This is a genomic window from Streptomyces minutiscleroticus (genome assembly GCF_014650875.1).
Taxonomy (GTDB): Bacteria; Actinomycetota; Actinomycetes; order Streptomycetales; family Streptomycetaceae; genus Streptomyces; species Streptomyces minutiscleroticus.
The window spans coordinates 109,063-129,560 of record NZ_BMVU01000024.1; the positions used below are offsets into that span (position 1 = coordinate 109,063).

The following is a 20,498-nucleotide window of genomic DNA, read 5'->3' on the forward strand; positions in this document are numbered from 1 at the left end:
ACGGCTCCCGCCCGGACCGAGTGCCCGGCCGGACCGAGTGCCCGGCCCGCGCGCCTGGTTTTTGGTCCTCCGCGCGACCGGCTCCCGGTCCTCCGGACGCCGGTGACCGGCGGGCGGCAGGTCCCGCGCGGCCGGGAACGCCTTCCCGCGTCCCGCCGGGCCGGCGGCCGCCCCGGCCGGCCCGCCGACTCCCTGATCGCCCCCGGCGGCCGGGTGCCCGCCGCCGGGTACGGCGAGCACGTCTACGACCGGTGGCCGGTGGACGAACCGCCGCGGCCGGCCGCGGCGGCGGGGGAGCCGGCCGCCGCGGCACGGTGAGCGGGCGGCGGCGATCCGGCGGTGGCCGAGGACGCGGGCGAGTCCTCCCCGCGTCCCCGTACGGCTTCGGCCACGGACGCGGCCGTCCGGACCAGGGCCGCGGTCGCCGTCGACCGGGACTGCTGCGGCCAGGCGATCGACAGGACCGCGGGCGGCGCGTCCGGCACGGGCCGGTAGACGACGCCCGGGCGCGGATAGCGGGTGGCGACGGAGGCGGGCAGCAGGGCGACGGCACGGCCGAGGGCGACCAGCGTCAGCAACTGGGCGAGGTCGCTGCCCTGGTGGGCCGTCTCGTCCAGGAAGCGGTACAGCTCGCCGGGGCCCAGGCCGAGATCGGCGAGGGCGATCCGGTCACGGGCGGCGAGCGGGTGGGCGGCGGCGAGGGCGGCGACGCGCCGCTCGGTGACGAGCGGCTCGGTGTCCAGGCCGGTGCGGTCGAACGGCTCGTGGACCAGGGCGGCGTCGGCCTCGCCCAGCCGCAGCAGCCGGGGCTGTTCGTGCCACCCGCACAGGCGGACCGTGACCGGCGCGGACGCCGGCTCGGCGGCGTAGCGCTCCAGGACCGGCTCCAGCAGGCCCGCGTCGCCGTCGGCCTTGACGGCCAGGACCAGCCCCGCACCGGCGGCCGCGCGCTGTGCCCGCCGCCCGGCCGCCCGCAGGGCGTCCAGCGCCACCCTGGCCTCCGCCAGCAGCACCTCGCCCGCACCGGTCAGTGTGACGCTGTGCGTGGTGCGCTCGAACAGGGTGACGCCCAGGTCGGCCTCCAGCCCGCGGATCGCGCGCGACAGCGGCGGCGGTGAGATGCCCAGCCGCTCGGCCGCGCGGGCGAAGTTCAACTCCTCGGCGACGGCGACGAAGTAGCGCAGTGGGCGGGACTCCACGGCGGCGGCTCCCCTCCGATCGGTATGTCCCTGAGGGTAACAACCGGGAGCGGACCGATCCTTCAGTTCCGGGAAGCCGGACCGCAGGATCGACGTGCGCCGTCCGCCCGGAGCGGGCGGGTGTCCTTCCCTCCTTCCCCTTCCGGAGTTTTCATGATCGTCGTCACGACCCCGACCGGCCGGATCGGCCGGGACCTCCTCGACCTGCTGCTGGACGCCCGGGACGCCGGACCGCTGCGGGTGATCGCCCGTGACCCCGCGCGGCTGCCCGCCCGGGTGCGCGACCGTGCCGAGGTGGTCCGCGGATCGCACGCCGACCCCGGTCTCCTGAAGGAGGCCTGCGCCGGTGCCGACCGCGTGTTCTGGCTGGTGCCGCCGACCCCCACCGCGGACAGCGCCGAGCGTCACTTCGACGCCTTCACCCGGCCGCTGTGCGAGGTGATCGGGCAGGGCGGCGTCGAGCGCGTCGTCGCCGTCTCCACCCTGGGCCGCGGCGTCGCGTGCGACGCCGGGCCCGTCTCGGCCTCGCTGGCGATGGACGACCGGATCGCGGCGACGGGCGTGCACTACCGGGCGCTGTGCCCGCCGTTCCTGATGGAGAACCTGCTCGGCCAGGCGGGCGCGGTCCGCGACCGGGGCGCGTTCTTCCTGACGGTGGCGGGCGACCGGGTGCTGCGCACCTGCGCCACCCGGGACATCGCCGCGGCGGCGGCCCGGCTGCTGCTCGACCCGACGTGGACCGGGCGGGCCGACGTCCCGCTGGTCGGCCCCGACGAGCTGACGCCCGAGGGCATGGCACGGGTGATGGCCGAGGTGCTGGAGCGCCCGGTCGGCTACCGGCGGGCCACCGCGGAGGAGTACCGGGCGTCGCTGGCGCGGTCCGGCACGTCCGAGGGCTGGGCGCGGAGCGTGTCCGACATGGTGCGCGCCATCGACGAGCAGGGTTTCTACGGCGCCGACGCCCCGAGCACGCCCGAGTGGGCGCCCACCGGGTTCCGGCAGTGGTGCGAGGAGGTCCTCGAGCCGGCCGTCCGGAACTGAGCCGGACCCCGCGGGGCCGCCGTCCGCCGTCCGTCCTTCCGGCCGCCGGACGGAGCGGGCCCCGGGGCCGGACGCCCCGCGGGAAAGAACCCGGCGGGACCGCGCCCGGTCACCGGCTCGCGGCGTGTCCGGCTCGTGGCGTGTCCGCCGCGTCGCCGGTCACTCCCCGGCGGGATCGCCTCGCGCTGCGGACGCTCAGCGGTCCAGCAGCATCCGCTGCAGTTCCCTGGCCGCCCGCGGCGGCGCCACGTCGCTGCGGTGGGCCAGGGCGATCGTGCGGTGCAGGCCCGGGCGGGCCAGGGGGGTCACGCGCAGGCCGCGGCCCGAACGCGCGGCTATCATCCGCGGCACGACCGCCACGCCCAGGCCCGCGCGGACGAAGCCGAGGACCGCGTCCATCTCGCCGCCCTCCACCGCGAAGTCCGGTTCGAAGCCCTCGGCGCGGCACGCGGCCACCGTCAGTTCCCGCAGGTCGTAGCCGTGCCGGAACATCACGAGGCGCTCGCCCTCCAGGTCGGCGATCCGGACCGTGCGCCGGCCGCCGCCCGGTGCCGGGGCCTCCGGGGAGGAGACCACGACCAGGTCCTCCCTCAGCACCTCCACCGTGGTCAGCGCGGGGGACGGGGTGGGCAGGGGGAGGACCACCAGGGCCAGGTCCAGGGCGCCGCGCGCCAGCTCCCGTACGAGGTCGTGCGAGCCGCCCTCCTCGATCAGCAGCCGGATGCCCGGATAGCTGTCGTGGAAGGCGCGCAGCACGTCCGGCAGCAGACCGGTGCACAGGCTCGGGGTCGCGCCGAGCCGGACCCGCCCCCTGCGCAGCTGCACCAGCTCCTGCACCTCCTGCCGGGCGGTGTCCGTGTCGGCCAGGATGCGCCGGGCCAGCGGCAGCAGCGCCTCGCCGGCGTCCGTGAGCGTGATGTTGCCGCGCGCCCGCAGGAACAGGTCCGCGCCCAGCTCCCGCTCCAGCGCCTTGATCTGCTGGGACAGCGAGGGCTGCGCGACGTGCATCAGCTCCGCCGCCCGGGTGAAGTGCCGGGTCTCGGCGACGGCCACGAAGTACTGGAGCTGGTGGAACTGCACCCCGCCAGCATAGGCCCTCGATAGGGAACATCTATGGAATCGAGCCGGACCATGTCTTGGACCGATGGGCGGTCGGGGCCGTAGCGTCTTGTGACATGGCTCTGGCAACGCGGACGGACCGGAAACCGTCCATGGCGCGCACCGTGTGGGACAGCTCCGTCGGCAAGAAGACCGTCATGGCCGTCAGCGGTCTGGTCATGCTGGCGTACCTCGTCGTCCACATGCTGGGCAACCTCAAGATCTTCTTCGGTTCGGACGAGTTCAACGGCTACGCGCACTGGCTGCGCACCCTTGGAGAACCGTTCCTCCACCACGAGTGGGCCCTGTGGATCGTCCGCGTGGTCCTCGTCGTCGCCGTCGTCGCGCACGCCGTCTCCGCGTACCAGCTCAGCCGCCGCGACATCAGGGCCAGGCCGAGCAAGTACGTGCACAAGCGGGCGCGGGCGAGCTACGCCACCCGCACCATGCGCTGGGGCGGGATCATCCTCGGCCTGTTCATCGTGTGGCACATCCTGGACCTGACCACCGGCACCGTGCACGCGGACGGCTTCCAGGCCGGGCACCCGTACCAGAACGTGGTCGACACCTTCTCCACCTGGTACGGCAACGTCATCTACATCGTCGCGATGCTCGCGCTCGGCCTGCACGTCCAGCACGGCTTCTGGAGCGCCGCACAGACCCTCGGCGTGGGCAGCCGCGCCCGCGACCGCGCCCTCAAGACCGTCGCCAACGTGCTCGCGCTGGTGCTGACGCTGGGCTTCGTCTCCGTACCCGTGGCCGTGATGACCGGAGTGGTGAGCTGACCATGACCTCCTACGCCGACTACACGACCGGTGAGCCGGTCGTCGACACCAAGGCCCCCACCGGCCCGATCAACGAGCGCTGGGACACCCGCCGCTTCGAGGCCAAGCTGGTCAACCCCGCCAACCGGCGCAAGCACACCGTGATCGTGGTGGGAACCGGCCTCGCGGGCGGCTCCGCCGGCGCCACCCTCGCCGAGCAGGGCTACCACGTGGTGCAGTTCTGCTACCAGGACTCCCCGCGCCGCGCCCACTCCATCGCCGCGCAGGGCGGCATCAACGCCGCGAAGAACTACCGCAACGACGGCGACTCGATCCACCGCCTGTTCTACGACACGGTCAAGGGCGGCGACTTCCGCGCCCGCGAGTCCAACGTCCACCGGCTCGCCCAGATCTCCGTGGAGATCATCGACCAGTGCGTGGCGCAGGGCGTGCCCTTCGCCCGCGAGTACGGCGGCCTGCTCGACACCCGCTCCTTCGGCGGCGTGCAGGTCTCGCGCACCTTCTACGCCCGCGGCCAGACGGGCCAGCAGCTGCTGCTCGGCGCGTACCAGGCGCTGTCCCGGCAGATCGCGGCCGGCAACATCGAGATGCACCCGCGCACCGAGATGCTCGACCTGATCGTGGTCGACGGGCGGGCCCGCGGCATCGTCGCCCGCGACCTGATCACCGGGAAGATCGACACCTACTTCGCGGACGCCGTCGTGCTCGCCTCCGGCGGCTACGGCAACGTGTTCTACCTGTCGACCAACGCCATGAACTCCAACGCGACCGCCGTGTGGCGGGCGCACCGGCGCGGCGCCTACTTCGCCAACCCCTGCTTCACCCAGATCCACCCCACCTGCATCCCGCGCACCGGCGACCACCAGTCCAAGCTGACGCTGATGAGCGAGTCGCTGCGCAACGACGGCCGCATCTGGGTGCCCAAGGCCAAGGGCGACACCCGGCCCGCGAACGAGATCCCCGAGGACGAGCGCGACTACTACCTGGAGCGCATCTACCCCTCCTTCGGCAACCTCGTGCCCCGCGACATCGCCTCCCGCGCCGCCAAGAACGTCTGCGACGAGGGCCGCGGCGTCGGCCCCGGCGGCCAGGGCGTCTACCTGGACTTCGCGGACGCGATCCGGCGCATGGGCCGCAAGGCCGTCGAGGCCAAGTACGGCAACCTCTTCGACATGTACCAGCGGATCACCGACGAGGATCCGTACGAGGTGCCGATGCGGATCTACCCGGCCGTGCACTACACGATGGGCGGCCTGTGGGTCGACTACGACCTGCAGACCACCGTCCCCGGCCTCTTCGCGATCGGCGAGGCCAACTTCTCCGACCACGGCGCGAACCGGCTCGGCGCCTCCGCGCTGATGCAGGGCCTGGCCGACGGCTACTTCGTGCTGCCGGCCACGATCAACGACTACCTCGCCCGCAACCCGCACCACGAGGACGTCACCGACGACCACCCGGTGGTCCGCGAGGTCGTCACCGAGACCGAGGACCGGCTCGCCCGGCTGCTGGCCGTCGACGGCGACCGCACGCCCGACTCCTTCCACCGCGAGGTGGGCGAGCTGATGTGGGAGTTCTGCGGCATGGCCCGCACGGACAGCGGCCTGCGCAAGGCCCTGGAGCGCATCCCGCAGATCCGCGAGGAGTTCTGGCGGCGGATCAAGGTCCCCGGCACCGGTGAGGAGTTCAACCAGTCGCTGGAGAAGGCCAACCGGATCGTCGACTACCTGGAGCTCGCCGAGCTGATGTGCCTCGACGCGCTGCACCGCTCCGAGTCCTGCGGCGGCCACTTCCGCGAGGAGTCGCAGACCCCGGACGGCGAGGCCGCCCGCAAGGACGAGGAGTTCTCCTACGCGGCCGCCTGGGAGTTCGCCGGCACCGGCACCGCGCCCGTCCTGCACAAGGAAGACCTGGTCTTCGAGTACGTCCACCCCACTCAGCGGAGCTACGCATGAAGCTCACCCTGCGCGTCTGGCGGCAGAAGAACGCCGACGCCGACGGAGCGATGTCCACCTACGAGGTGGACGGCATCTCGCCCGACATGTCCTTCCTGGAGATGCTGGACACCCTCAACGAGGAGCTCATCCTCAAGGGCGAGGACCCGGTCGCCTTCGACCACGACTGCCGCGAGGGCATCTGCGGCGCCTGCTCGCTCGTCATCAACGGCGACGCGCACGGGCCGGAGCGCACCACCACCTGCCAGCTGCACATGCGGTCCTTCGAGGACGGCGACACGATCGACGTCGAGCCGTGGCGGGCCGCGGCCTTCCCGGTCGTGAAGGACCTCGTCGTCGACCGGTCGGCCTTCGACCGCATCATCCAGGCCGGCGGCTACATCACCGCGCCCACCGGCGCCGCGCCCGAGGCCCACTCCACGCCGGTGCCGAAGCCGGACGCCGACTTCGCCTTCGAGCACGCCGAGTGCATCGGCTGCGGCGCCTGCGTGGCGGCCTGCCCCAACGGCGCGGCCATGCTCTTCACCTCGGCCAAGATCAACCACCTGAACGTGCTGCCGCAGGGCGCGCCCGAGCGCGAGACCCGCGTGCTCGACATGGTGGCCCAGATGGACGAGGAGGGCTTCGGCGGCTGCACGCTCACCGGGGAGTGCGCCACCGCCTGCCCGAAGGGCATCCCGCTGATGTCCATCACGGGCATGAACAAGGAGTGGCTGCGCGCGACCCGCAAGGCGGGCAAGCGGTAACCGCCACTTCACCAGGACGTTCGCCGGCAGGGTGCGGACGGGCGGGACCGGGGGACGGTGCTCTCCCCCGGTCCCGTCAGCACCCGCCGGGAAGAGCCCCGGGGCGCCCCCGGGCATTCAGCAACCGCACATCCCGGCTCTTGTCATGAGTCACGTCGAGGTCAGCCGGCACCGGGAGAACAGGAGCGCGCGGACCGCACGTCCCCGGGTCCGCCGCCGAACCGCCGCACCCGGCCGCGACCAGGAGAGTGCCATGACCGGCGTTCCCACCCTCGACGCATCCCCGCAGCCGTCCGGCGCCCGCCGGACCGTCCCCGCCCGGGCCACGCCGCCCGGCCCCCGTTACACCGTCTCCCTCGCCCGCGACGAGGCCGACGTCCGCGCCGCCCAGCGGCTGCGCCACGACGTCTTCGCCGGCGAGATGGGCGCCCTGCTCGCCACCCCGGAGCCGGGCCACGACATCGACTCCTTCGACGCCTACTGCGACCACCTGCTGGTCCGCGACACCACCACGGACCAGGTCGTCGGCACCTACCGGCTGCTGCCGCCCGAGCGCGCCGCCGTCGCGGGCCGCCTGTACGCGGAGGACGAGTTCGACCTCGCCCCGATCGACGCCCTGCGCCCCGGCCTCGTCGAGGTCGGCCGGTCCTGCGTCCACCCCGACCACCGCGACGGCGCGGTCGTCGGCCTGATCTGGGCCGGCATCGCCCGCTACATGACCGACCGGGGCCACGAGTGGCTGGCCGGCTGCTGCTCGATCCCGCTGGCCGACGGCGGCGCCCTGGCCGCGGGCGCCTGGGACCGCGTCCGGCGCGGGCACCTGGCGCCGGAGGAGTACCGGGTCCGCCCGCTCCTGCCCTGGATCCCCGACGGCGTGGCCCGGCCCGAGCGCGCCGAGCTGCCCGCGCTGCTGCGCGGCTACCTCCGCCTCGGCGCGTACGTCTGCTCGCCGCCCGCCCACGACCCCGACTTCGGCGTCGCCGACCTGTTCGTCCTGCTGTCGATGCGCCGCGTCGACGCACGCTACCTGCGGCACTTCCTGTCGCTCGTCCCGGCGTGAGCGGGACGGTCCGCCACCGGGGCGCCCTCCCGGTGGCCCCGCCCGACGCGGTCCCGGCGCCGCGCACGCCCGCCGGGGACGCGCGGCCCTCGCCCCGGACGGCCGGGAGCGCCTGGCTGCCCAGCGCTCCCTGCACACCCGGCGGCTGCGTGCGCGGAAGTGCCCGGACGGCCGCGGCCCGGGTACGGGCCGTCGTCCGGCTCACGGCGCTGCTGCTCCTGCTCGCCGCCGGGATCACGGCCGTCGCGGCCGCCGCGCGCGGTCCCGCGGGCGCGCGGGAGCGGCTGGTACGGGGCTGGAGTCTGGCCCTCGCGCGGACCGCGGGGGTCCGGGTGCGCGTCACCGGCGCCGCCCCGCCCCCCGGCGGGCTGCTGCTGGTGGCCGACCACGTCTCCTGGCTGGACGTGCCACTGCTCGCCGCGGTCCGGCCCGCCCGGATGCTCGCCAAGGCCGAGGTGCGCGCCTGGCCCGTGGCGGGCGCGCTGGCCGCGTGGGCCGGGACCCTCTTCCTCGACCGCGACCGGCTGCGCGCGCTGCCCGGCACGGTGGCGCGGATCGCGGACGCGCTGCGCGCCGGCCGGGCGGTCACCGTCTTCCCCGAGGGCAGCACCTGGTGCGGCCGCGCCCGGGGGCGCTTCCGGCGGGCGGTGTTCCAGGCCGCGCTGGACGCCGCCGTGCCCGTGCAGCCCGTACGCGTCCGCTACCGGCTCGACGGGCGCGCCGGGCCGACGGGCGTGAGCGCGGTCCCGGCGTTCGTCGGCGACGACACGCTGCTCGCCTCCCTGTGGCGGGTCGCCTCGGCGCGCGGCCTGGTCGCCGAGGTGCGGGTGCTGCCGGTGATCCCGCCCGGCGCGGCACCGGACCGGCGGACCCTCGCCCGGCTCGCGCAGGACGCCGTGCGGGGCGACGGCGGCACCCCGGCGGTCCATCCCTGACGGCACGTCAGGCGGCGGCCCCGGCCAGGCCCGCGATCCGGGCCAGCCTGCGGTGGGAGTCCAGGAGGGCGTCCCGGTCGTACGTGCTGGTCGTGACCAGGACCTCCTGGGCGCCCGTCTCCTCGATCAGCGTCTCCAGGGCGGCGGCGACCTGCTCCTCCGTACCGGCGACGTGGCCCTTCAGACCGGACTCGAAGAGACCGCGCTCCTTCTCCGACATCGTCAGCGCCTCGACGCGCTCGGCGGGCGGCAGCGGCGGGAACGTCCCGCGCGTGCGCGCGTACGCCATCGACCAGGCCTCCGGGAGCAGCAGCCGGTGCGCCGCCTCCGGCGTGGCGGCCACCGCGACCGTGCCGGAGACGACGACGTACGGCTCGGCCGACCAGGCGGACGGGCGGAACTCCGCGCGGTAGCGGTCGACGCCGCGCCGCATCCTGTCGCGGTCGCGCAGATCGCCGATGACCATGGGCAGGCCCGCGCGGGCGGCGATCGCCGCGCCCTCGCCCATGGCCAGGACGAAGGGTGGCACGGTCAGCCCCTCCGCGGGCCGCGCGTGCACCCCGGTCGGGGAGGTGCCGCGGAACCAGCCGAGCAGTTCGCCGAGCTGCCCGGCGAAGTCCTCGGCGTCGCCCTTGTCGCGGCCCAGCGCCCTGCGCACCCCGTCGGTGAAGCCCACCGACCGGCCGAGCCCCATGTCGATCCGCCCGGGGAAGAGCGACTCCAGGACGCCGAACTGCTCGGCCACCACCAGCGGCCGGTGGTTGGGCAGCATCACGCCGCCGGTGCCGACGCGGATCGTGCGCGTCGCGGCGGCGACGGCCGCCGCCAGCACGGTCGGCGCGGAACCGGCGACCCCGGGGACGCCGTGGTGCTCCGACACCCAGAAGCGGTGGTAGCCGAGCCGCTCCAGCTCGCCGGCGAGCGCCACGGTGTCCCGCAGCGCCTCACCGTCCGGGTGCCCCTCCCGGGTGCGGGAGCGGTCCAGGACGGAGAAACGGGTCGACGCGATCACTGAGCTCACACGGGGTACAACGCTCGTGATCCGCTCGGATTCCCGGACGGGCCCCTCACACGCCGTGTGATCCGGGGCGACCGCCTAGGCTGGCCGGCATGACGGAGACCGCCAGGCCCCTGGCCGTGTTCGACCTGGACGGGACGCTCGCGGACACCGCGCACCGGCAGCGGTACCTGGAGCGCAGGCCGCGCGACTGGGACGCCTTCTTCGCGGCGGCGCCCGGCGACCCGCCGCTGGCCGAGGGCGTCGCGCTGGCGCGCGCCCACGCCGAGGAGTGCGAGGTCGTCTACCTCACCGGTCGGCCCGAGCGCTGCCGCCGGGACACGCTCGACTGGCTCGCCGCGCAGGGCCTGCCCGCGGGCCGGCTGTGGATGCGGCGGAACGACGACCGCAGGCCCGCCCGCCGCACCAAGCTGGAGATCCTGCGCGGGCTCGCCCGGAACCGCACGGTCCGGGTGCTCGTGGACGACGACGAACTGGTCTGCCGGGACGCCGAGCGGGCGGGCTTCCCGGTCGTACGGGCCGACTGGGCGGCCCCGTCGGCGGAGCTGCGGACGGCGCAGGAGCGCGAGGGGCGCACCTGAGGGACGTCCCGCGCGCACTCCGGCGGCCGGGCCCCGGCGGGGCGGCCGCGGACCGGGTCTCAGCCCTCGTCGTCCAGCCGGAAGCCGATCTTCAGGCCGACCTGGTAGTGCTCGATCCGCCCGTTCTCGATCTGCCCGCGGACCTGGGTGATCTCGAACCAGTCCAGGTTGCGCAGCGTCTGCGAGGCACGGCTGATGCCGTTGCGGATGGCCTGGTCGACGCCCTCCTGCGAGGTCCCGTAGATCTCGGTGACCCGGTAGACGTTGTCGGACATGCGGGTGCTCCTCTCGGCCGTGGCCGGTGGGCCACGCGTGATTCCACGGTGCCCCACGGAGCACGGCGGCGCGAGGCGGCCACCGGCCGTCCGGCCCAGCAGGGCGGGTACGCGCCCGTGCGGCCCGGGGCGGTTCCCGGCCCACTCGGACGGGTGCGGCGCCCGTACGGCCCGGGAGCCGTACGGGCGCCGCACCCGGAGAGAGGCGGCCGCGGGGGCCGCGCCCGGAGGAAGGCGGCCGGCGGCCCGCCCGCGGTGTCTAGCGCACCGTGCTCAGCGACAGCGCGAAACGTTCCTCCCGGTCCGTCCACCAGTGGACGAGGTCCAGGCCCGCGGCGGCGAGCTCGCCGCGCACCCCCTCCTCGCGGAACTTCGCCGACACCTCCGTGCGCACCTCCTCGCCCGCCGCGAACTCCACCGTCAGGTCCAGGGCGCGGACCTTCACGGTCATCGCCGTGCGGGCGCGCAGCCGCATCTCGATCCACTCCCGCTCCGCGTCCCAGAGCGCGACGTGGCGGAAGGCGCCGGGGTCGAAGTCGGCGCCGAGTTCGCGGTTGACGACGTTCAGCACGTTCCTGTTGAACGCCGCCGTCACGCCGGCCGCGTCGTCGTAGGCCGGGACCAGCACGGACGGGTCCTTGACCAGGTCCGTGCCGAGCAGCAGCGCGTCGCCGGGCGACATCAGGGCGCGCAGGGACGCCAGGAACGCGGCGCGCTCGGCGGGCAGCAGGTTGCCGATCGTGCCGCCGAGGAACGCCACGAGCCGCGGCCCCGGCGTGCCGGGCAGCGCGAGGCCATCGGTGAAGTCGGCGACCAGCGCGTGCACGGACAGGGCCGGGCGCTCGGCCGCCAGCGCCCGGCCCGCCCGCTCCAGGGCGCTCCCGCTGACGTCCACCGGCACGTACGTGCGCAGGCCGGTCAGGGCGTCCAGCAGGTGCCGGGTCTTGTCGGAGGAGCCGGAGCCCAGCTCCACCAGGGTGCGCGCCCCGGTCGCGGCGGCGATGTCCGGACCGCGGGCGAGGAGGATCTCGCGCTCCGCGCGGGTCGGGTAGTACTCGGGCAGTTCGGTGATCCTCTCGAAGAGTTCGCTGCCGTGCGCGTCGTAGAACCACTTCGGCGGCAGCGTCTTGGGCGTGCGCGTCAGGCCGGTCAGGACGTCGGCGCGGAGCGCGGCCCCGGTGGCGTCCTCGGGCAGGGTGCGGGTCAGCAGGAACTCGCTCATGACGGGGGCTCCTCGGGCCGGCCGGGCGCGCCGGGTGCGGACGGCGTCCCGGGTCCGTACGCCTCGCGCGGGTCCTTCAGCGGGGTGAGCAGGACGTCGGTGCGGCTCGCCGCGAGCAGCGTGCGGTCCGGCACCTGGCGCCAGTGCGGGTCGTCGTCGTAGGGCTCGGACGCGACGACCGTGCGGCGGCCGGGCTCGGCCAGGTACCACAGGGTGTCGCCCCAGGCGGTGGCGGCGATCGTCTCGCCGTTCGTGAGCAGCAGGTTGAGCCGGGAGCCGGGGGCCGCCGCGGCGACCTCCAGGACCGTGTCGGCCAGGGCCTGCGCCTCCTCGTCGCCGCCGCGCAGCCGGTTCAGGGCCAGGGCCCACACCAGCGCCGAGTCGTTGCGGGCCTCCATCGACAGCAGCTCGTCGGGCGGCAGGCCGTGCGCGAGCGGGGCCAGGGAGCGCGGCCAGCCGGTGACCGCGCCGTTGTGGCTGAACAGCCAGGGGCCCGCGGCGAACGGCGCCGCCGCGGCCTCCCCGTCCGCACCCGGCGCGGTCGCGTCGCGCACCGCGCCGAGCAGCGCCCCCGAGCGCACCACGCGCGCCAGGTCGGCGAAGGACAGGTCGCCCCAGATCGGTCCCGACCGCCGGTAGCGGCCGGGCACCGGGTCGCCCTCGGCGTACCAGCCGACCCCGAAGCCGTCGGCGTTGACGGTCCCGTGGCGCTGCCGGCGCGGCGCCCACGACTGGCGGAACAGGCCGTGCGGCGGGTCCACCAGGAGCCGTCCGAGCGGCTCGTCGGGCCCCAGATAAGCGATGTGACGGCACATCAGATCTGCTCCGCCGCGTCCCGCGCGGTCCGGAAGCCGGAGAAGATCTGCCGCCGCACCGGATAGTCCCAGTTGCGGAACGTGCCCCGGCAGGCCACGGGGTCGACGGCGAACGAGCCGCCCCGCAGCACCTTGTACTCGGGCCCGAAGAACACCTCCGAGTACTCCCTGTACGGGAAGGCCGCGAACCCGGGGTAGGGCAGGAAGTCGCTCGACGTCCACTCCCACACGTCGCCGATCAGCTGGTGCACGCCCAGCGGCGAGGCGCCCGCCGGGTAGCTGCCGGCCGGGGCCGGGCGCAGGTGGCGCTGCCCGAGGTTGGCGTGCTCGGGCGCCGGGTCGGCGTCGCCCCACGGATAGCGCCGGGACCGGCCCGAGGCCGGGTCGAAGCGGGCGGCCTTCTCCCACTCGGCCTCGGTGGGCAGCCGCCGCCCGGCCCAGCGCGCGTAGGCGTCGGCCTCGTACCAGCTGACGTGCAGCACCGGTTCGTCCGGCGGGACGGCCTCGGTGACGCCGAAGCGCCGCCGCAGCCAGCCGGTGCCCTCGCGGCGCCAGAACAGCGGCGCCCCGATGGAGTGGGCGCGTATGTGCGCCCAGCCGTCCGGGGCCCACCAGCGGGGGTCGTCGTAGCCGCCGTCCGCGATGAACGCCTGGTACGCGCCGTTCGTCACCGGGGTGGTGTCGATGTGGAACGGCGGCACGAACCGCCGGTGCGCGGGGCGCTCGTTGTCCAGCGCCCACGGTTCGGCGGAGGTGCCCATGGTGAACGGGCCGCCGGGGACGAACACCTCCGACGGCCCGGTGAACGGCGGGGCGGGGGCGGGGTCCGGAGCGGTGAGGGCGGCCGGACCCCGGCGCAGCTGGTGGGTGACCAGCATGGTCTCGTCGTGCTGCTGCTCGTGCTGGGCGACCATGCCGAAGGCGAACCCCGCCTCGGTCAGCCGCGGGCCGCCCAGGAACGCGGCGTCCTCCAGGACGTCCAGGGCCCGGCCGCGCACCTCGGCGGCGTAGCGCCGGGCCTCCTCGGGCGGCAGCAGCGGCAGCGAGGGCCGTTCGGCGCGCGGGTGCTCGAAGGCGTCGTACAGGCCGTCGATCTCGGGCCGCATCGCCTCGCGCCCGGCCACCGCGCGCAGCAGCCACAGCTCCTCCTGGTTGCCGATGTGCGCGAGGTCCCACACCAGCGGGGACATCAGCGGCGAGTGCTGGGCGGTCAGCTCGGGGCCGTCCACGCAGTCGGTGAGCAGGGCGGTGCGCTCGCGGGCCGCGGTCAGCGCCGCCAGCGCGCGCCGGCGCAGGGCCTCGGGGTCGTGGAGCGTGTCGTCGGCCGAGGGGCCGGTGGCGGTCATGTGCTGAGCTCCTTCCCGTACGGGTGCCGGGGGTCGGCGACGGCGTCGAGCAGGTCGTCGGCGGGGCAGCGGCCGCGGGCCACGTGGCGCGCCGTGAAGTCCGCCACCGCCTCCCGGACGCGGTCCGGGGCGCCGAGCCGGGGCAGCGCCTCGGCCGCGGCCGCGAAGCAGGCGGCCGCCGCGTCCCGCAGCTCGGGGTCGGCCAGGCCGGAGCGGGCCGCCGCGGTCCACAGCGGGTTGACGGGGGCGGGCGCGGAACCCGCCCGCTCCGCCAGGGGCTTGACCGTGCGGTACGCCGTCTCGGCGGCCTCCGGGTCGTCGAACAGGGCCGTCGTCACCGCGAGCGGCACGATCCAGCCGTCGTCGCCCGGCTGGGCGTCGATCATGCGCAGTTCCAGGTGGCCGCGGGGGCGCACCGGCGGGAACAGGGTCGTCAGGTGGTAGTCGAGGTCGGCCCGGCCGGGCGGCGCGGCGGACCGGGTCCAGTCCCGGAAGGTCATGCCGTCCGGCACCCGCCAGGGGCCGTCCGGGGTTCTCACGCACATCACCGGCGCGTCCAGGACGCGCCGGGCCCAGGCCGCCCGCGGATCGGCGCCGGGCGGCGGGGCGGAGGTGCGGCCGGGGTCCATCGCGGCCCACAGGGACTGCCGCGTGGAGCGCCAGCCGGTGGGCCGGCCCTCCCGCAGCGGGGAGTGGGCGAAGGCGGCGACCAGGACCGCGCCCAGCTGGTGCGCGAGCCACCAGCGGCGGCCGAGGCCGAGCGGTCCCGGCTCCTCGTACCCGGCGTCCAGGCACACCTGGACGGAGGCGGAGGAGCACATCATGGAGCGGCCCTCGGGGCCGGTGCGGTCGAGGCAGCGCTCCATCGCGTCGTAGCGCGGTTCGCGGAGGAAGCGCCGGGGCTGCTGCCAGGGATCCTGGCCCACCCCGACGAGGCCGAGACCCGACCGGCGCAGGAGTGCGCGGACGGCGTCGAGATCGGCGGAGACGGACCCCACGCACTCCGTCAGGGAGGCGGCGGGGGCGGAGCTGAGTTCCAGCTGGCCACCTGGTTCGACGGTGAGCGCCGATCTCAGGGGCAGGGTGCGCAGTGCGGCGTACGCCGCTTCGAGTCGTTCGGGGGAGACGGGGAGCCAGGGGCGCTCCGGCTCGCGGACCAGCCATTCCACCTCGACACCGAGTAACCGGGGCGGTCCGGTCTTGAAGCAGATGCCACGGACCAGCGCCTCCACCTCGGCCTCGGTGACCGGCAGCCGGGGCTCCGTACAGCCGCCCGCCGTTGTGTCGGACATTTCGGAAACCTCCTGGGATTCCGTCTGTCGCCGACCCGGCAGGGGTGGGCCGGGCCGGCACTGCTCGTCCTACCCAAGCCCCTCACGCCACTTGGCACAAGGGGGCATATCGCCGGGTCCGGGACCCGGAAACCCGGTTGCCCGGGGTGATCGGCATCGCGCACGATGCGTTCATGAGCACGACGGGGGAAGAACGACGGGACGTCACCTGCGCGCCCGCCCACCGCACCACGGGAACCGGCGGACGCGGGACCGCGGGGGAGACGCGGTGAGCGGGCGGCTGCGGGAGATCGCGCGGCGGACCGAGGAGATCGTGGCCGCGGGCGGCTACCGGACGCCCGGCGGGCGCGCGGTGGACATCGCCGCGGCCGTCGAGGCGGCGCGGCGGGGGACGCGGCTCTTCGGACCGGACCCGGTACCGCTGCCGGAGCCGGCGCCTGAGCCGGCGGACACGGTGTTCGAGGTGACCGGCGAGAGCAGCCTGGAGGCCGCCCGGCGGCTGCCCGGTCCGGTCGCCGTGCTGAACTTCGCCTCCGCGCGCAATCCGGGCGGCGGGTACCTCAACGGCGCCCAGGCCCAGGAGGAGGCCCTGTGCCGCGCCTCCGCGCTGTACACGTGCCTGCTGCAGGCGCCGGAGTACTACGACCACCACCGCGCGCACCGCGACCCGTTCTACACGGACCGGGTGATCCACTCCCCGGCCGTCCCGGTCTTCCGCGACGACCGGGGCGGACTGCTGGAGGAGCCGTACACCGCCGGGTTCCTGACCTCCCCCGCGCCCAATGCGGGCGTCGTCCTGCGCGCGGCCCCGGACCGCGCGGGCGAGCTGCCCGCCGCCCTCGCGTCCCGCGCCGGACGGGTCCTGGAGACGGCAGCGGCGCACGGCTACCGGCGGCTGGTCCTGGGCGCCTGGGGCTGCGGGGTCTTCCGGAACGACCCGGCGCGGGTGGCGGGGGCGTTCCGGGCCCTGCTCACGGACGGCGGCCGGTTCGCGGGCCGCTTCGAGCGGGTGGTCTTCGCCGTACTGGACCGCACGCGCGGCGCCACGACGCGCACCGCGTTCGAGCGGGCGTTCCCCGAGGCGGGGGAGGGGCGGGCGCGGCCCTCCGGCCGGTGATCCGCGCCGCGCGGGCGATCCGGCCGCGGCGCCGGCCGGACCCGCGCGGGCGCCCCGGGCCCGCTCCGCGCCCCGGGCCCGGTACGCCGGTCAGTGCCAGCCGTAGCGCTCCCGCAGGCGGTGCACGACCAGGTTGAAGCGCATCCGGTCCAGCGCGCACGCCTCGCGCCGCATGCCGTCCTCGTGCAGCCGCAGCACGCGGTCCACGGCCACCCACGAGTCGCGCCCCGACCGGTCCCACGGTCCGCTGCCGATCGGCACCCAGTCCCGGTCCCCGCCGTGGGACCTGCTCGACAGCTGCACGGCGAGCAGCGTGCCGGCCGCCTCGCGGGCGACGACGAGCACCGGGCGGTCCTTGCCCCGGCCGTCGTTCTCCTCGTAGGGCACCCACGTCCAGACGATCTCGCCGGGGTCGGGGTCGCCGTCGTGCGCGGGCGAGTACTCCGTCCGCACACGTCCCACCTGCCGGGGCTCGGCCTCGGTGGTCGCCGAAGGGCCGTACCGGCCCGGGGTCTCGGACGCGTGGGCGTCATCGGTGAAGGCAGTCACGTGATCACGGTAGAGCGTGCGTGGCGCGGCCCGCGGGGCGGGGGCGCGCGGACGATCTCCTGTACCCCGTACGGAAGTTCACCCGCCGGAGGCGCCGGGCGGAGCTTCTGGAAGGATGCGGTGGGTCATGGTGCAGCAGATACCGAAACAGCCCGTTCCGACGTCCCCCGCGCCGCCCGCCGTGCCGACGAGCGCCGACGTGGCCCGGCTGGCGGGCGTCTCCCGTGCGACCGTCTCCTACGTCCTGAACAACACCAGCGCCGTCCGCATCAGCGAGCCCACCCGCCGCCGCGTCCGCGCGGCGGCCGAGGAACTGGGGTACGTGCCGCACGCCGCCGCCCGCAGCCTGCGCGCCGGGCACAGCCGCATGGTCCTGATGCCCGCGCCGCCCGTCCCCGTGGGACCGCTCTACAGCCGGTTCTTCAGCGAACTCCAGTGGGCCCTCGGCCGCCTCGACTACACCGTCGTCCAGTACGGCGGCGTCGGGTTGAAGGGCGACGAGGAGGCCCGTGCCTGGGCCGAACTGCGCCCGGTCGCGGTCCTGGTGCCCGGCACCGGCCTCGGCCCGCGCGGCGTCGCCGTCCTCAAGCGCGCCGGTGCCCGCGCCGTCGTCACGCTCGGCCCCGAACGCGTCGAGGGCGCGCACGCGCTCCTGATGGACCAGCGGGGCGTCGGCCGGCGCGCGGGGGAGCACCTGCTCGCCCGCGGCAGACGCCGCATCGGCGTCGTGCTGCCCGAGGAGGCCGGCCTCGACCTCTTCTCCAGACCCCGCCTGCAGGGCGTGCGCGACGCCCTGCACGGCCGGGCGGACGCCGAGGTGACCGAACTGCCGCTCGCCTACCGGGAGGAGTCCGCGACCGCGCTCGCGGCCCGCTGGCGCTCCCTGGGCCTGGACGCCGTGTTCGCGTACAACGACGAGTACGCGATGCTGCTGATGCGCGCCCTGCAGGACGAGGGCGTCGGCATCCCGGACGAGACGTCCGTCGTGGGCGCCGACGACCTGGTGCTCGGCCGTCTGCTGCGCCCCCGCCTGAGCACCGTCCACATAGAGCTGCCGTCGGGGCAGGAACTGGCGGAACTGGTCGAGCGCGTGGTGCGCGAACCGGGCACGGCGCCCGAGACGCACGAGGTGCTGGGCGCGCGGCTCGTGCCCCGGGAGTCCAGCTAGTGCCGGACGCGCGGGTGCCGTCCGGCGAAGGCGTGCGGCCGGGCGGGTCCGGGCGGAGCCGTGCGAACGAAAAGACCGCCCGCGCGCGGCCGGGAGAAGGCGCGCGTGTCCCGGGCGGAGGCGTGCGGACGACAAGGCCGCGTGCGTCCGCGGGGAGGCGCGCGGCCCGGTGAACGCGTACGGTCCGCCCCGCGCGGCGGGGCCGCGGGGGGCGGACCGCCGAAGCGGTGCGGGCGCCGGCTCCCGGCGCCCGCCGCCCGCTCACTGGTCCTGCGCGCCGCCCTGCCGCTCGGCGGCAGCCTGCTGCTCCGCGACCTGCCTGCGGACCTCGTCCATGTCCAGCTTCCTGGCCTGTCCGATGACGTCCTCCAGGGCCGCCTCGGGCAGGGCGCCCGGCTGGGCGAAGACGGCGACCTGGTCGCGCACGATCATCAGCGTCGGGATCGACCGGATGTTGAAGGCCGCGGCCAGTTCCGGCTGCGCCTCCGTGTCGACCTTGCCGAAGACCAGGTCGGGGTTGGCCTCGGCCGCCTTCTCGTAGACGGGCGCGAACTGGCGGCACGGGCCGCACCAGGACGCCCAGAAGTCGATCAGGACGAATCCGTTGTCCGTGACCGTCTGGTCGAAGTTCTCCTTGGTGAGCTCCACAGTGCTGCTCATGCGACTTCCCTCTTCCTGATCCGGTGGGCCGGCCGCTCGCACAACGGTGCCGTCCGGCGGCCTATTCCGCGGTGCCGTTCGGCTGCCTATTCCGCGCGCGTACCCGTGTGGCACCGAGACACACGCCCGGCGAGACTGTCCCCATGACGGAAACGGAATCCAACGCATTCGACGTCGTGGTGCTCGGGGCCGGTCCCGTGGGGGAGAACGTCGCCGACCGCACCCGCGCGGCCGGTCTCTCCACGGCGGTCGTGGAGAGCGAACTGGTCGGCGGCGAGTGCTCGTACTGGGCCTGCATGCCCAGCAAGGCCCTGCTGCGCCCGGTCATCGCCCGCGCCGACGCCCGCCGCGTACCCGGCCTGCGCCGGTCGGTGCAGGGCCCCCTCGACACCTCCGAGGTCCTGGCCCACCGCAACTACTACACCTCCGACTGGAAGGACGACGGTCAGGTCCAGTGGCTGGAGGGCATCGGCGCCCGGCTGTTCCGGGGGCACGGGCGGCTGGCCGGGGAGCGCCGGGTGGCGGTCACGGCACCGGACGGCACGGAGCGGGTGCTCACCGCGCGGCACGCCGTCGTGGTCGCCACCGGCAGCCGCGCCGTGCTGCCCGACCTGCCGGGCCTTGCGGAGGTGCGGCCCTGGACCAGCCGCGAGGCCACCAGCGCGCAGGAGGCGCCCGGCCGCCTCGTCGTCGTGGGCGGCGGCGTCGTGGCCGCCGAGATGGCCACCGCGTGGCAGGCGCTGGGCTCGCAGGTCACGCTCCTGGTGCGCGGCAAGGGCCTGCTGTCCCGGATGGAGCCCTTCGCGGGCGAACTGGTCGCCGGGGCCCTCACCGAGGCCGGCGCCGACGTGCGCACCGGTACGTCGGTGGAGTCGGTGACCCGCGAGGGCGGCACGGTCGTGGTCGTCACGGACGGCGGCGACCGCATCGAGGCCGACGAGATCCTCTTCGCCACCGGGCGGGCGCCGCGCACCGACGACCTCGGTCTCGACACGGTCGGCCTGGAGAACGGCTCGTGGCTTGAGGTCGACGACAGCGGCCGGGTGACCGGCAGCGAGTGGCTGTACGCGGTCGGCGACGTCAGCCACCGTGCCCTCCTCACCCATCAGGGCAAGTACCAGGCCCGGATCGTGGGCGCGGCCATCGCGGCCCGCGCGGCCGGCGACGGCGTCCTGGACACGGAGCCCTGGGGCGCGCACGCCGCGACCGCCGACCACGCGGCCGTGCCCCAGGTCGTCTTCACCGACCCGGAGGCGGCCTCGGTCGGCCTCTCCCTCGCCGAGGCCGAGCGGGCGGGCCACCGCGTCCGCGCGGTCGACGTCGACCTGTCCTCGGTCGCCGGCGCGGGCCTGTACGCCGACGGCTACAAGGGCAGGGCCCGCATGGTCGTCGACCTGGAGGAGGAGATCGTGCGCGGGGTGACCTTCGTCGGCCCCGGGGTCGGCGAGCTCATCCACTCCGCGACGATCGCCGTGGTGGGGCAGGTGCCGATCAGCCGGCTGTGGCACGCCGTCCCGTCGTACCCGACGATCAGCGAGGTGTGGCTGCGGCTGCTGGAGGCGTACCGGGACGCGTAGCGGTCCGTACGGGATCAGGGGCGGGGGCCCGCCGGCCGCGGTCGCCGGCGGGCCCCCGCCCC

General features: G+C 75.4%; 20 protein-coding genes. 10 read left to right on the plus strand and 10 right to left on the minus strand.

Translation table 11 applies throughout. From position 1 onward, the window contains the following. Positions 1 to 242 precede the first annotated feature (242 nt). Positions 243 to 1,199 carry a LysR family transcriptional regulator gene (locus tag IE271_RS22690; RefSeq protein WP_190192233.1) on the minus strand — a complete coding sequence of 319 codons (957 nt, stop codon included), beginning with the start codon at positions 1,197 to 1,199 and terminating at the stop codon, positions 243 to 245. A gap of 153 nt (positions 1,200 to 1,352) precedes the next feature. Here IE271_RS22690 and IE271_RS22695 point away from each other — a divergent pair, with 153 nt between their 5' ends. After that, positions 1,353 to 2,240, plus strand: coding sequence for an NAD(P)H-binding protein (locus tag IE271_RS22695; protein ID WP_190192234.1), 888 nt, complete (start codon positions 1,353 to 1,355; stop codon positions 2,238 to 2,240). A gap of 195 nt (positions 2,241 to 2,435) precedes the next feature. Here the strand turns inward: IE271_RS22695 and IE271_RS22700 are convergent, their stop codons facing one another. Continuing rightward, positions 2,436 to 3,320, minus strand: coding sequence for a LysR family transcriptional regulator (locus IE271_RS22700; protein ID WP_190192235.1), 885 nt, complete (start codon positions 3,318 to 3,320; stop codon positions 2,436 to 2,438). Between the two features lie 95 nt (positions 3,321 to 3,415). On the opposite strand from IE271_RS22700, the gene IE271_RS22705 reads away from it, so the two are divergent. From IE271_RS22705 to IE271_RS22725, 5 genes are all read left to right on the plus strand, one after another. Beyond that, the gene (locus tag IE271_RS22705) at positions 3,416 to 4,123 is read left to right on the plus strand and encodes a succinate dehydrogenase (RefSeq protein ID WP_190192236.1); all 708 of its coding nucleotides are present in this window, start codon (positions 3,416 to 3,418) and stop codon (positions 4,121 to 4,123) included. Between the two features lie 2 nt (positions 4,124 to 4,125). Next, the gene (locus IE271_RS22710; protein WP_190192237.1) at positions 4,126 to 6,075 is read left to right on the plus strand and encodes a fumarate reductase/succinate dehydrogenase flavoprotein subunit; all 1,950 of its coding nucleotides are present in this window, start codon (positions 4,126 to 4,128) and stop codon (positions 6,073 to 6,075) included. Next, positions 6,072 to 6,821: a succinate dehydrogenase/fumarate reductase iron-sulfur subunit gene (locus tag IE271_RS22715; protein WP_190192238.1), complete on the plus strand. Its 750-nt coding sequence runs from the start codon at positions 6,072 to 6,074 to the stop codon at positions 6,819 to 6,821. The genes IE271_RS22710 and IE271_RS22715 overlap by 4 nt, the downstream gene beginning before the upstream one ends. A 253-nt stretch (positions 6,822 to 7,074) precedes the next feature. After that, complete coding sequence (locus tag IE271_RS22720) at positions 7,075 to 7,881, plus strand: GNAT family N-acetyltransferase (protein WP_190192239.1); 807 nt, start codon at positions 7,075 to 7,077, stop codon at positions 7,879 to 7,881. A 116-nt stretch (positions 7,882 to 7,997) separates the two neighbouring features. Next, positions 7,998 to 8,816, plus strand: coding sequence for a lysophospholipid acyltransferase family protein (locus tag IE271_RS22725; RefSeq protein WP_229919497.1), 819 nt, complete (start codon positions 7,998 to 8,000; stop codon positions 8,814 to 8,816). Between the two features lie 7 nt (positions 8,817 to 8,823). Here the strand turns inward: IE271_RS22725 and IE271_RS22730 are convergent, their stop codons facing one another. Then, complete coding sequence (locus IE271_RS22730) at positions 8,824 to 9,837, minus strand: LLM class flavin-dependent oxidoreductase (protein ID WP_190192240.1); 1,014 nt, start codon at positions 9,835 to 9,837, stop codon at positions 8,824 to 8,826. Between the two features lie 89 nt (positions 9,838 to 9,926). Between IE271_RS22730 and IE271_RS22735 the strand changes: the two genes are divergently transcribed. Then, positions 9,927 to 10,415, plus strand: a complete 489-nt coding sequence (locus tag IE271_RS22735; RefSeq protein ID WP_190192241.1) for a phosphatase domain-containing protein — start codon at positions 9,927 to 9,929, stop codon at positions 10,413 to 10,415. A 59-nt stretch (positions 10,416 to 10,474) separates the two neighbouring features. Here the strand turns inward: IE271_RS22735 and IE271_RS22740 are convergent, their stop codons facing one another. From IE271_RS22740 to egtA, 5 genes are all read right to left on the minus strand, one after another. Continuing rightward, positions 10,475 to 10,690, minus strand: coding sequence for a dodecin (locus IE271_RS22740; protein WP_190192242.1), 216 nt, complete (start codon positions 10,688 to 10,690; stop codon positions 10,475 to 10,477). Between the two features lie 259 nt (positions 10,691 to 10,949). Beyond that, positions 10,950 to 11,912, minus strand: a complete 963-nt coding sequence (egtD, locus tag IE271_RS22745; RefSeq protein WP_190192243.1) for an L-histidine N(alpha)-methyltransferase — start codon at positions 11,910 to 11,912, stop codon at positions 10,950 to 10,952. Beyond that, positions 11,909 to 12,727: an ergothioneine biosynthesis protein EgtC gene (gene egtC / locus IE271_RS22750; protein ID WP_190192244.1), complete on the minus strand. Its 819-nt coding sequence runs from the start codon at positions 12,725 to 12,727 to the stop codon at positions 11,909 to 11,911. The genes egtD and egtC overlap by 4 nt, the downstream gene beginning before the upstream one ends. Next, positions 12,727 to 14,073: an ergothioneine biosynthesis protein EgtB gene (gene egtB / locus IE271_RS22755; protein WP_190192245.1), complete on the minus strand. Its 1,347-nt coding sequence runs from the start codon at positions 14,071 to 14,073 to the stop codon at positions 12,727 to 12,729. Before egtB ends, egtC begins: the two co-directional genes overlap by 1 nt. After that, positions 14,070 to 15,365, minus strand: coding sequence for an ergothioneine biosynthesis glutamate--cysteine ligase EgtA (egtA, locus tag IE271_RS22760; protein WP_190192246.1), 1,296 nt, complete (start codon positions 15,363 to 15,365; stop codon positions 14,070 to 14,072). The genes egtB and egtA overlap by 4 nt, the downstream gene beginning before the upstream one ends. Before the next feature lie 268 nt (positions 15,366 to 15,633). On the opposite strand from egtA, the gene IE271_RS22765 reads away from it, so the two are divergent. Further along, a complete protein-coding gene (locus tag IE271_RS22765; RefSeq protein WP_190192247.1) occupies positions 15,634 to 16,482 on the plus strand; it encodes a TIGR02452 family protein in 849 nt (282 codons plus the stop codon). Between the two features lie 90 nt (positions 16,483 to 16,572). Here the strand turns inward: IE271_RS22765 and IE271_RS22770 are convergent, their stop codons facing one another. Next, positions 16,573 to 17,031, minus strand: coding sequence for a type II toxin-antitoxin system PemK/MazF family toxin (locus IE271_RS22770; protein ID WP_190192248.1), 459 nt, complete (start codon positions 17,029 to 17,031; stop codon positions 16,573 to 16,575). Between the two features lie 115 nt (positions 17,032 to 17,146). Between IE271_RS22770 and IE271_RS22775 the strand changes: the two genes are divergently transcribed. Continuing rightward, positions 17,147 to 18,199 carry a LacI family DNA-binding transcriptional regulator gene (locus IE271_RS22775; RefSeq protein WP_190192249.1) on the plus strand — a complete coding sequence of 351 codons (1,053 nt, stop codon included), beginning with the start codon at positions 17,147 to 17,149 and terminating at the stop codon, positions 18,197 to 18,199. A 261-nt stretch (positions 18,200 to 18,460) separates the two neighbouring features. On the opposite strand, the gene trxA is transcribed toward IE271_RS22775, so the two are convergent. Beyond that, positions 18,461 to 19,027 (minus strand): thioredoxin, encoded by a 567-nt coding sequence (gene trxA / locus IE271_RS22780; protein ID WP_373308811.1) that lies wholly within the window; start codon positions 19,025 to 19,027, stop codon positions 18,461 to 18,463. Between trxA and IE271_RS22785 the strand changes: the two genes are divergently transcribed. Then, a complete protein-coding gene (locus IE271_RS22785) occupies positions 19,003 to 20,436 on the plus strand; it encodes a dihydrolipoyl dehydrogenase family protein (protein WP_190192251.1) in 1,434 nt (477 codons plus the stop codon). The two genes, trxA and IE271_RS22785, sit on opposite strands and share 25 nt — an antisense overlap. The last annotated feature ends 62 nt before the right edge of the window (positions 20,437 to 20,498 follow it).

Bases quoted from the DNA above. Each gene is read 5' to 3' on its own strand.
- IE271_RS22695 (WP_190192234.1), top strand. From the start codon at position 1,353: ATGATCGTCGTCACGACCCCGACCGGCCGGATCGGCCGGGACCTCCTC.
- IE271_RS22705 (WP_190192236.1), top strand. From the start codon at position 3,416: ATGGCTCTGGCAACGCGGACGGACCGGAAACCGTCCATGGCGCGCACC.
- IE271_RS22710 (WP_190192237.1), top strand. From the start codon at position 4,126: ATGACCTCCTACGCCGACTACACGACCGGTGAGCCGGTCGTCGACACC.
- IE271_RS22715 (WP_190192238.1), top strand. From the start codon at position 6,072: ATGAAGCTCACCCTGCGCGTCTGGCGGCAGAAGAACGCCGACGCCGAC.
- IE271_RS22720 (WP_190192239.1), top strand. From the start codon at position 7,075: ATGACCGGCGTTCCCACCCTCGACGCATCCCCGCAGCCGTCCGGCGCC.
- IE271_RS22735 (WP_190192241.1), top strand. From the start codon at position 9,927: ATGACGGAGACCGCCAGGCCCCTGGCCGTGTTCGACCTGGACGGGACG.
- IE271_RS22740 (WP_190192242.1), bottom strand. From the start codon at position 10,690: ATGTCCGACAACGTCTACCGGGTCACCGAGATCTACGGGACCTCGCAG.
- egtD (WP_190192243.1), bottom strand. From the start codon at position 11,912: ATGAGCGAGTTCCTGCTGACCCGCACCCTGCCCGAGGACGCCACCGGG.
- egtC (WP_190192244.1), bottom strand. From the start codon at position 12,727: ATGTGCCGTCACATCGCTTATCTGGGGCCCGACGAGCCGCTCGGACGG.
- egtB (WP_190192245.1), bottom strand. From the start codon at position 14,073: ATGACCGCCACCGGCCCCTCGGCCGACGACACGCTCCACGACCCCGAG.
- egtA (WP_190192246.1), bottom strand. From the start codon at position 15,365: ATGTCCGACACAACGGCGGGCGGCTGTACGGAGCCCCGGCTGCCGGTC.
- IE271_RS22775 (WP_190192249.1), top strand. From the start codon at position 17,147: ATGCGGTGGGTCATGGTGCAGCAGATACCGAAACAGCCCGTTCCGACG.
- IE271_RS22785 (WP_190192251.1), top strand. From the start codon at position 19,003: ATGACGGAAACGGAATCCAACGCATTCGACGTCGTGGTGCTCGGGGCC.
- trxA (WP_373308811.1), bottom strand. From the start codon at position 19,027: ATGCGTTGGATTCCGTTTCCGTCATGGGGACAGTCTCGCCGGGCGTGT.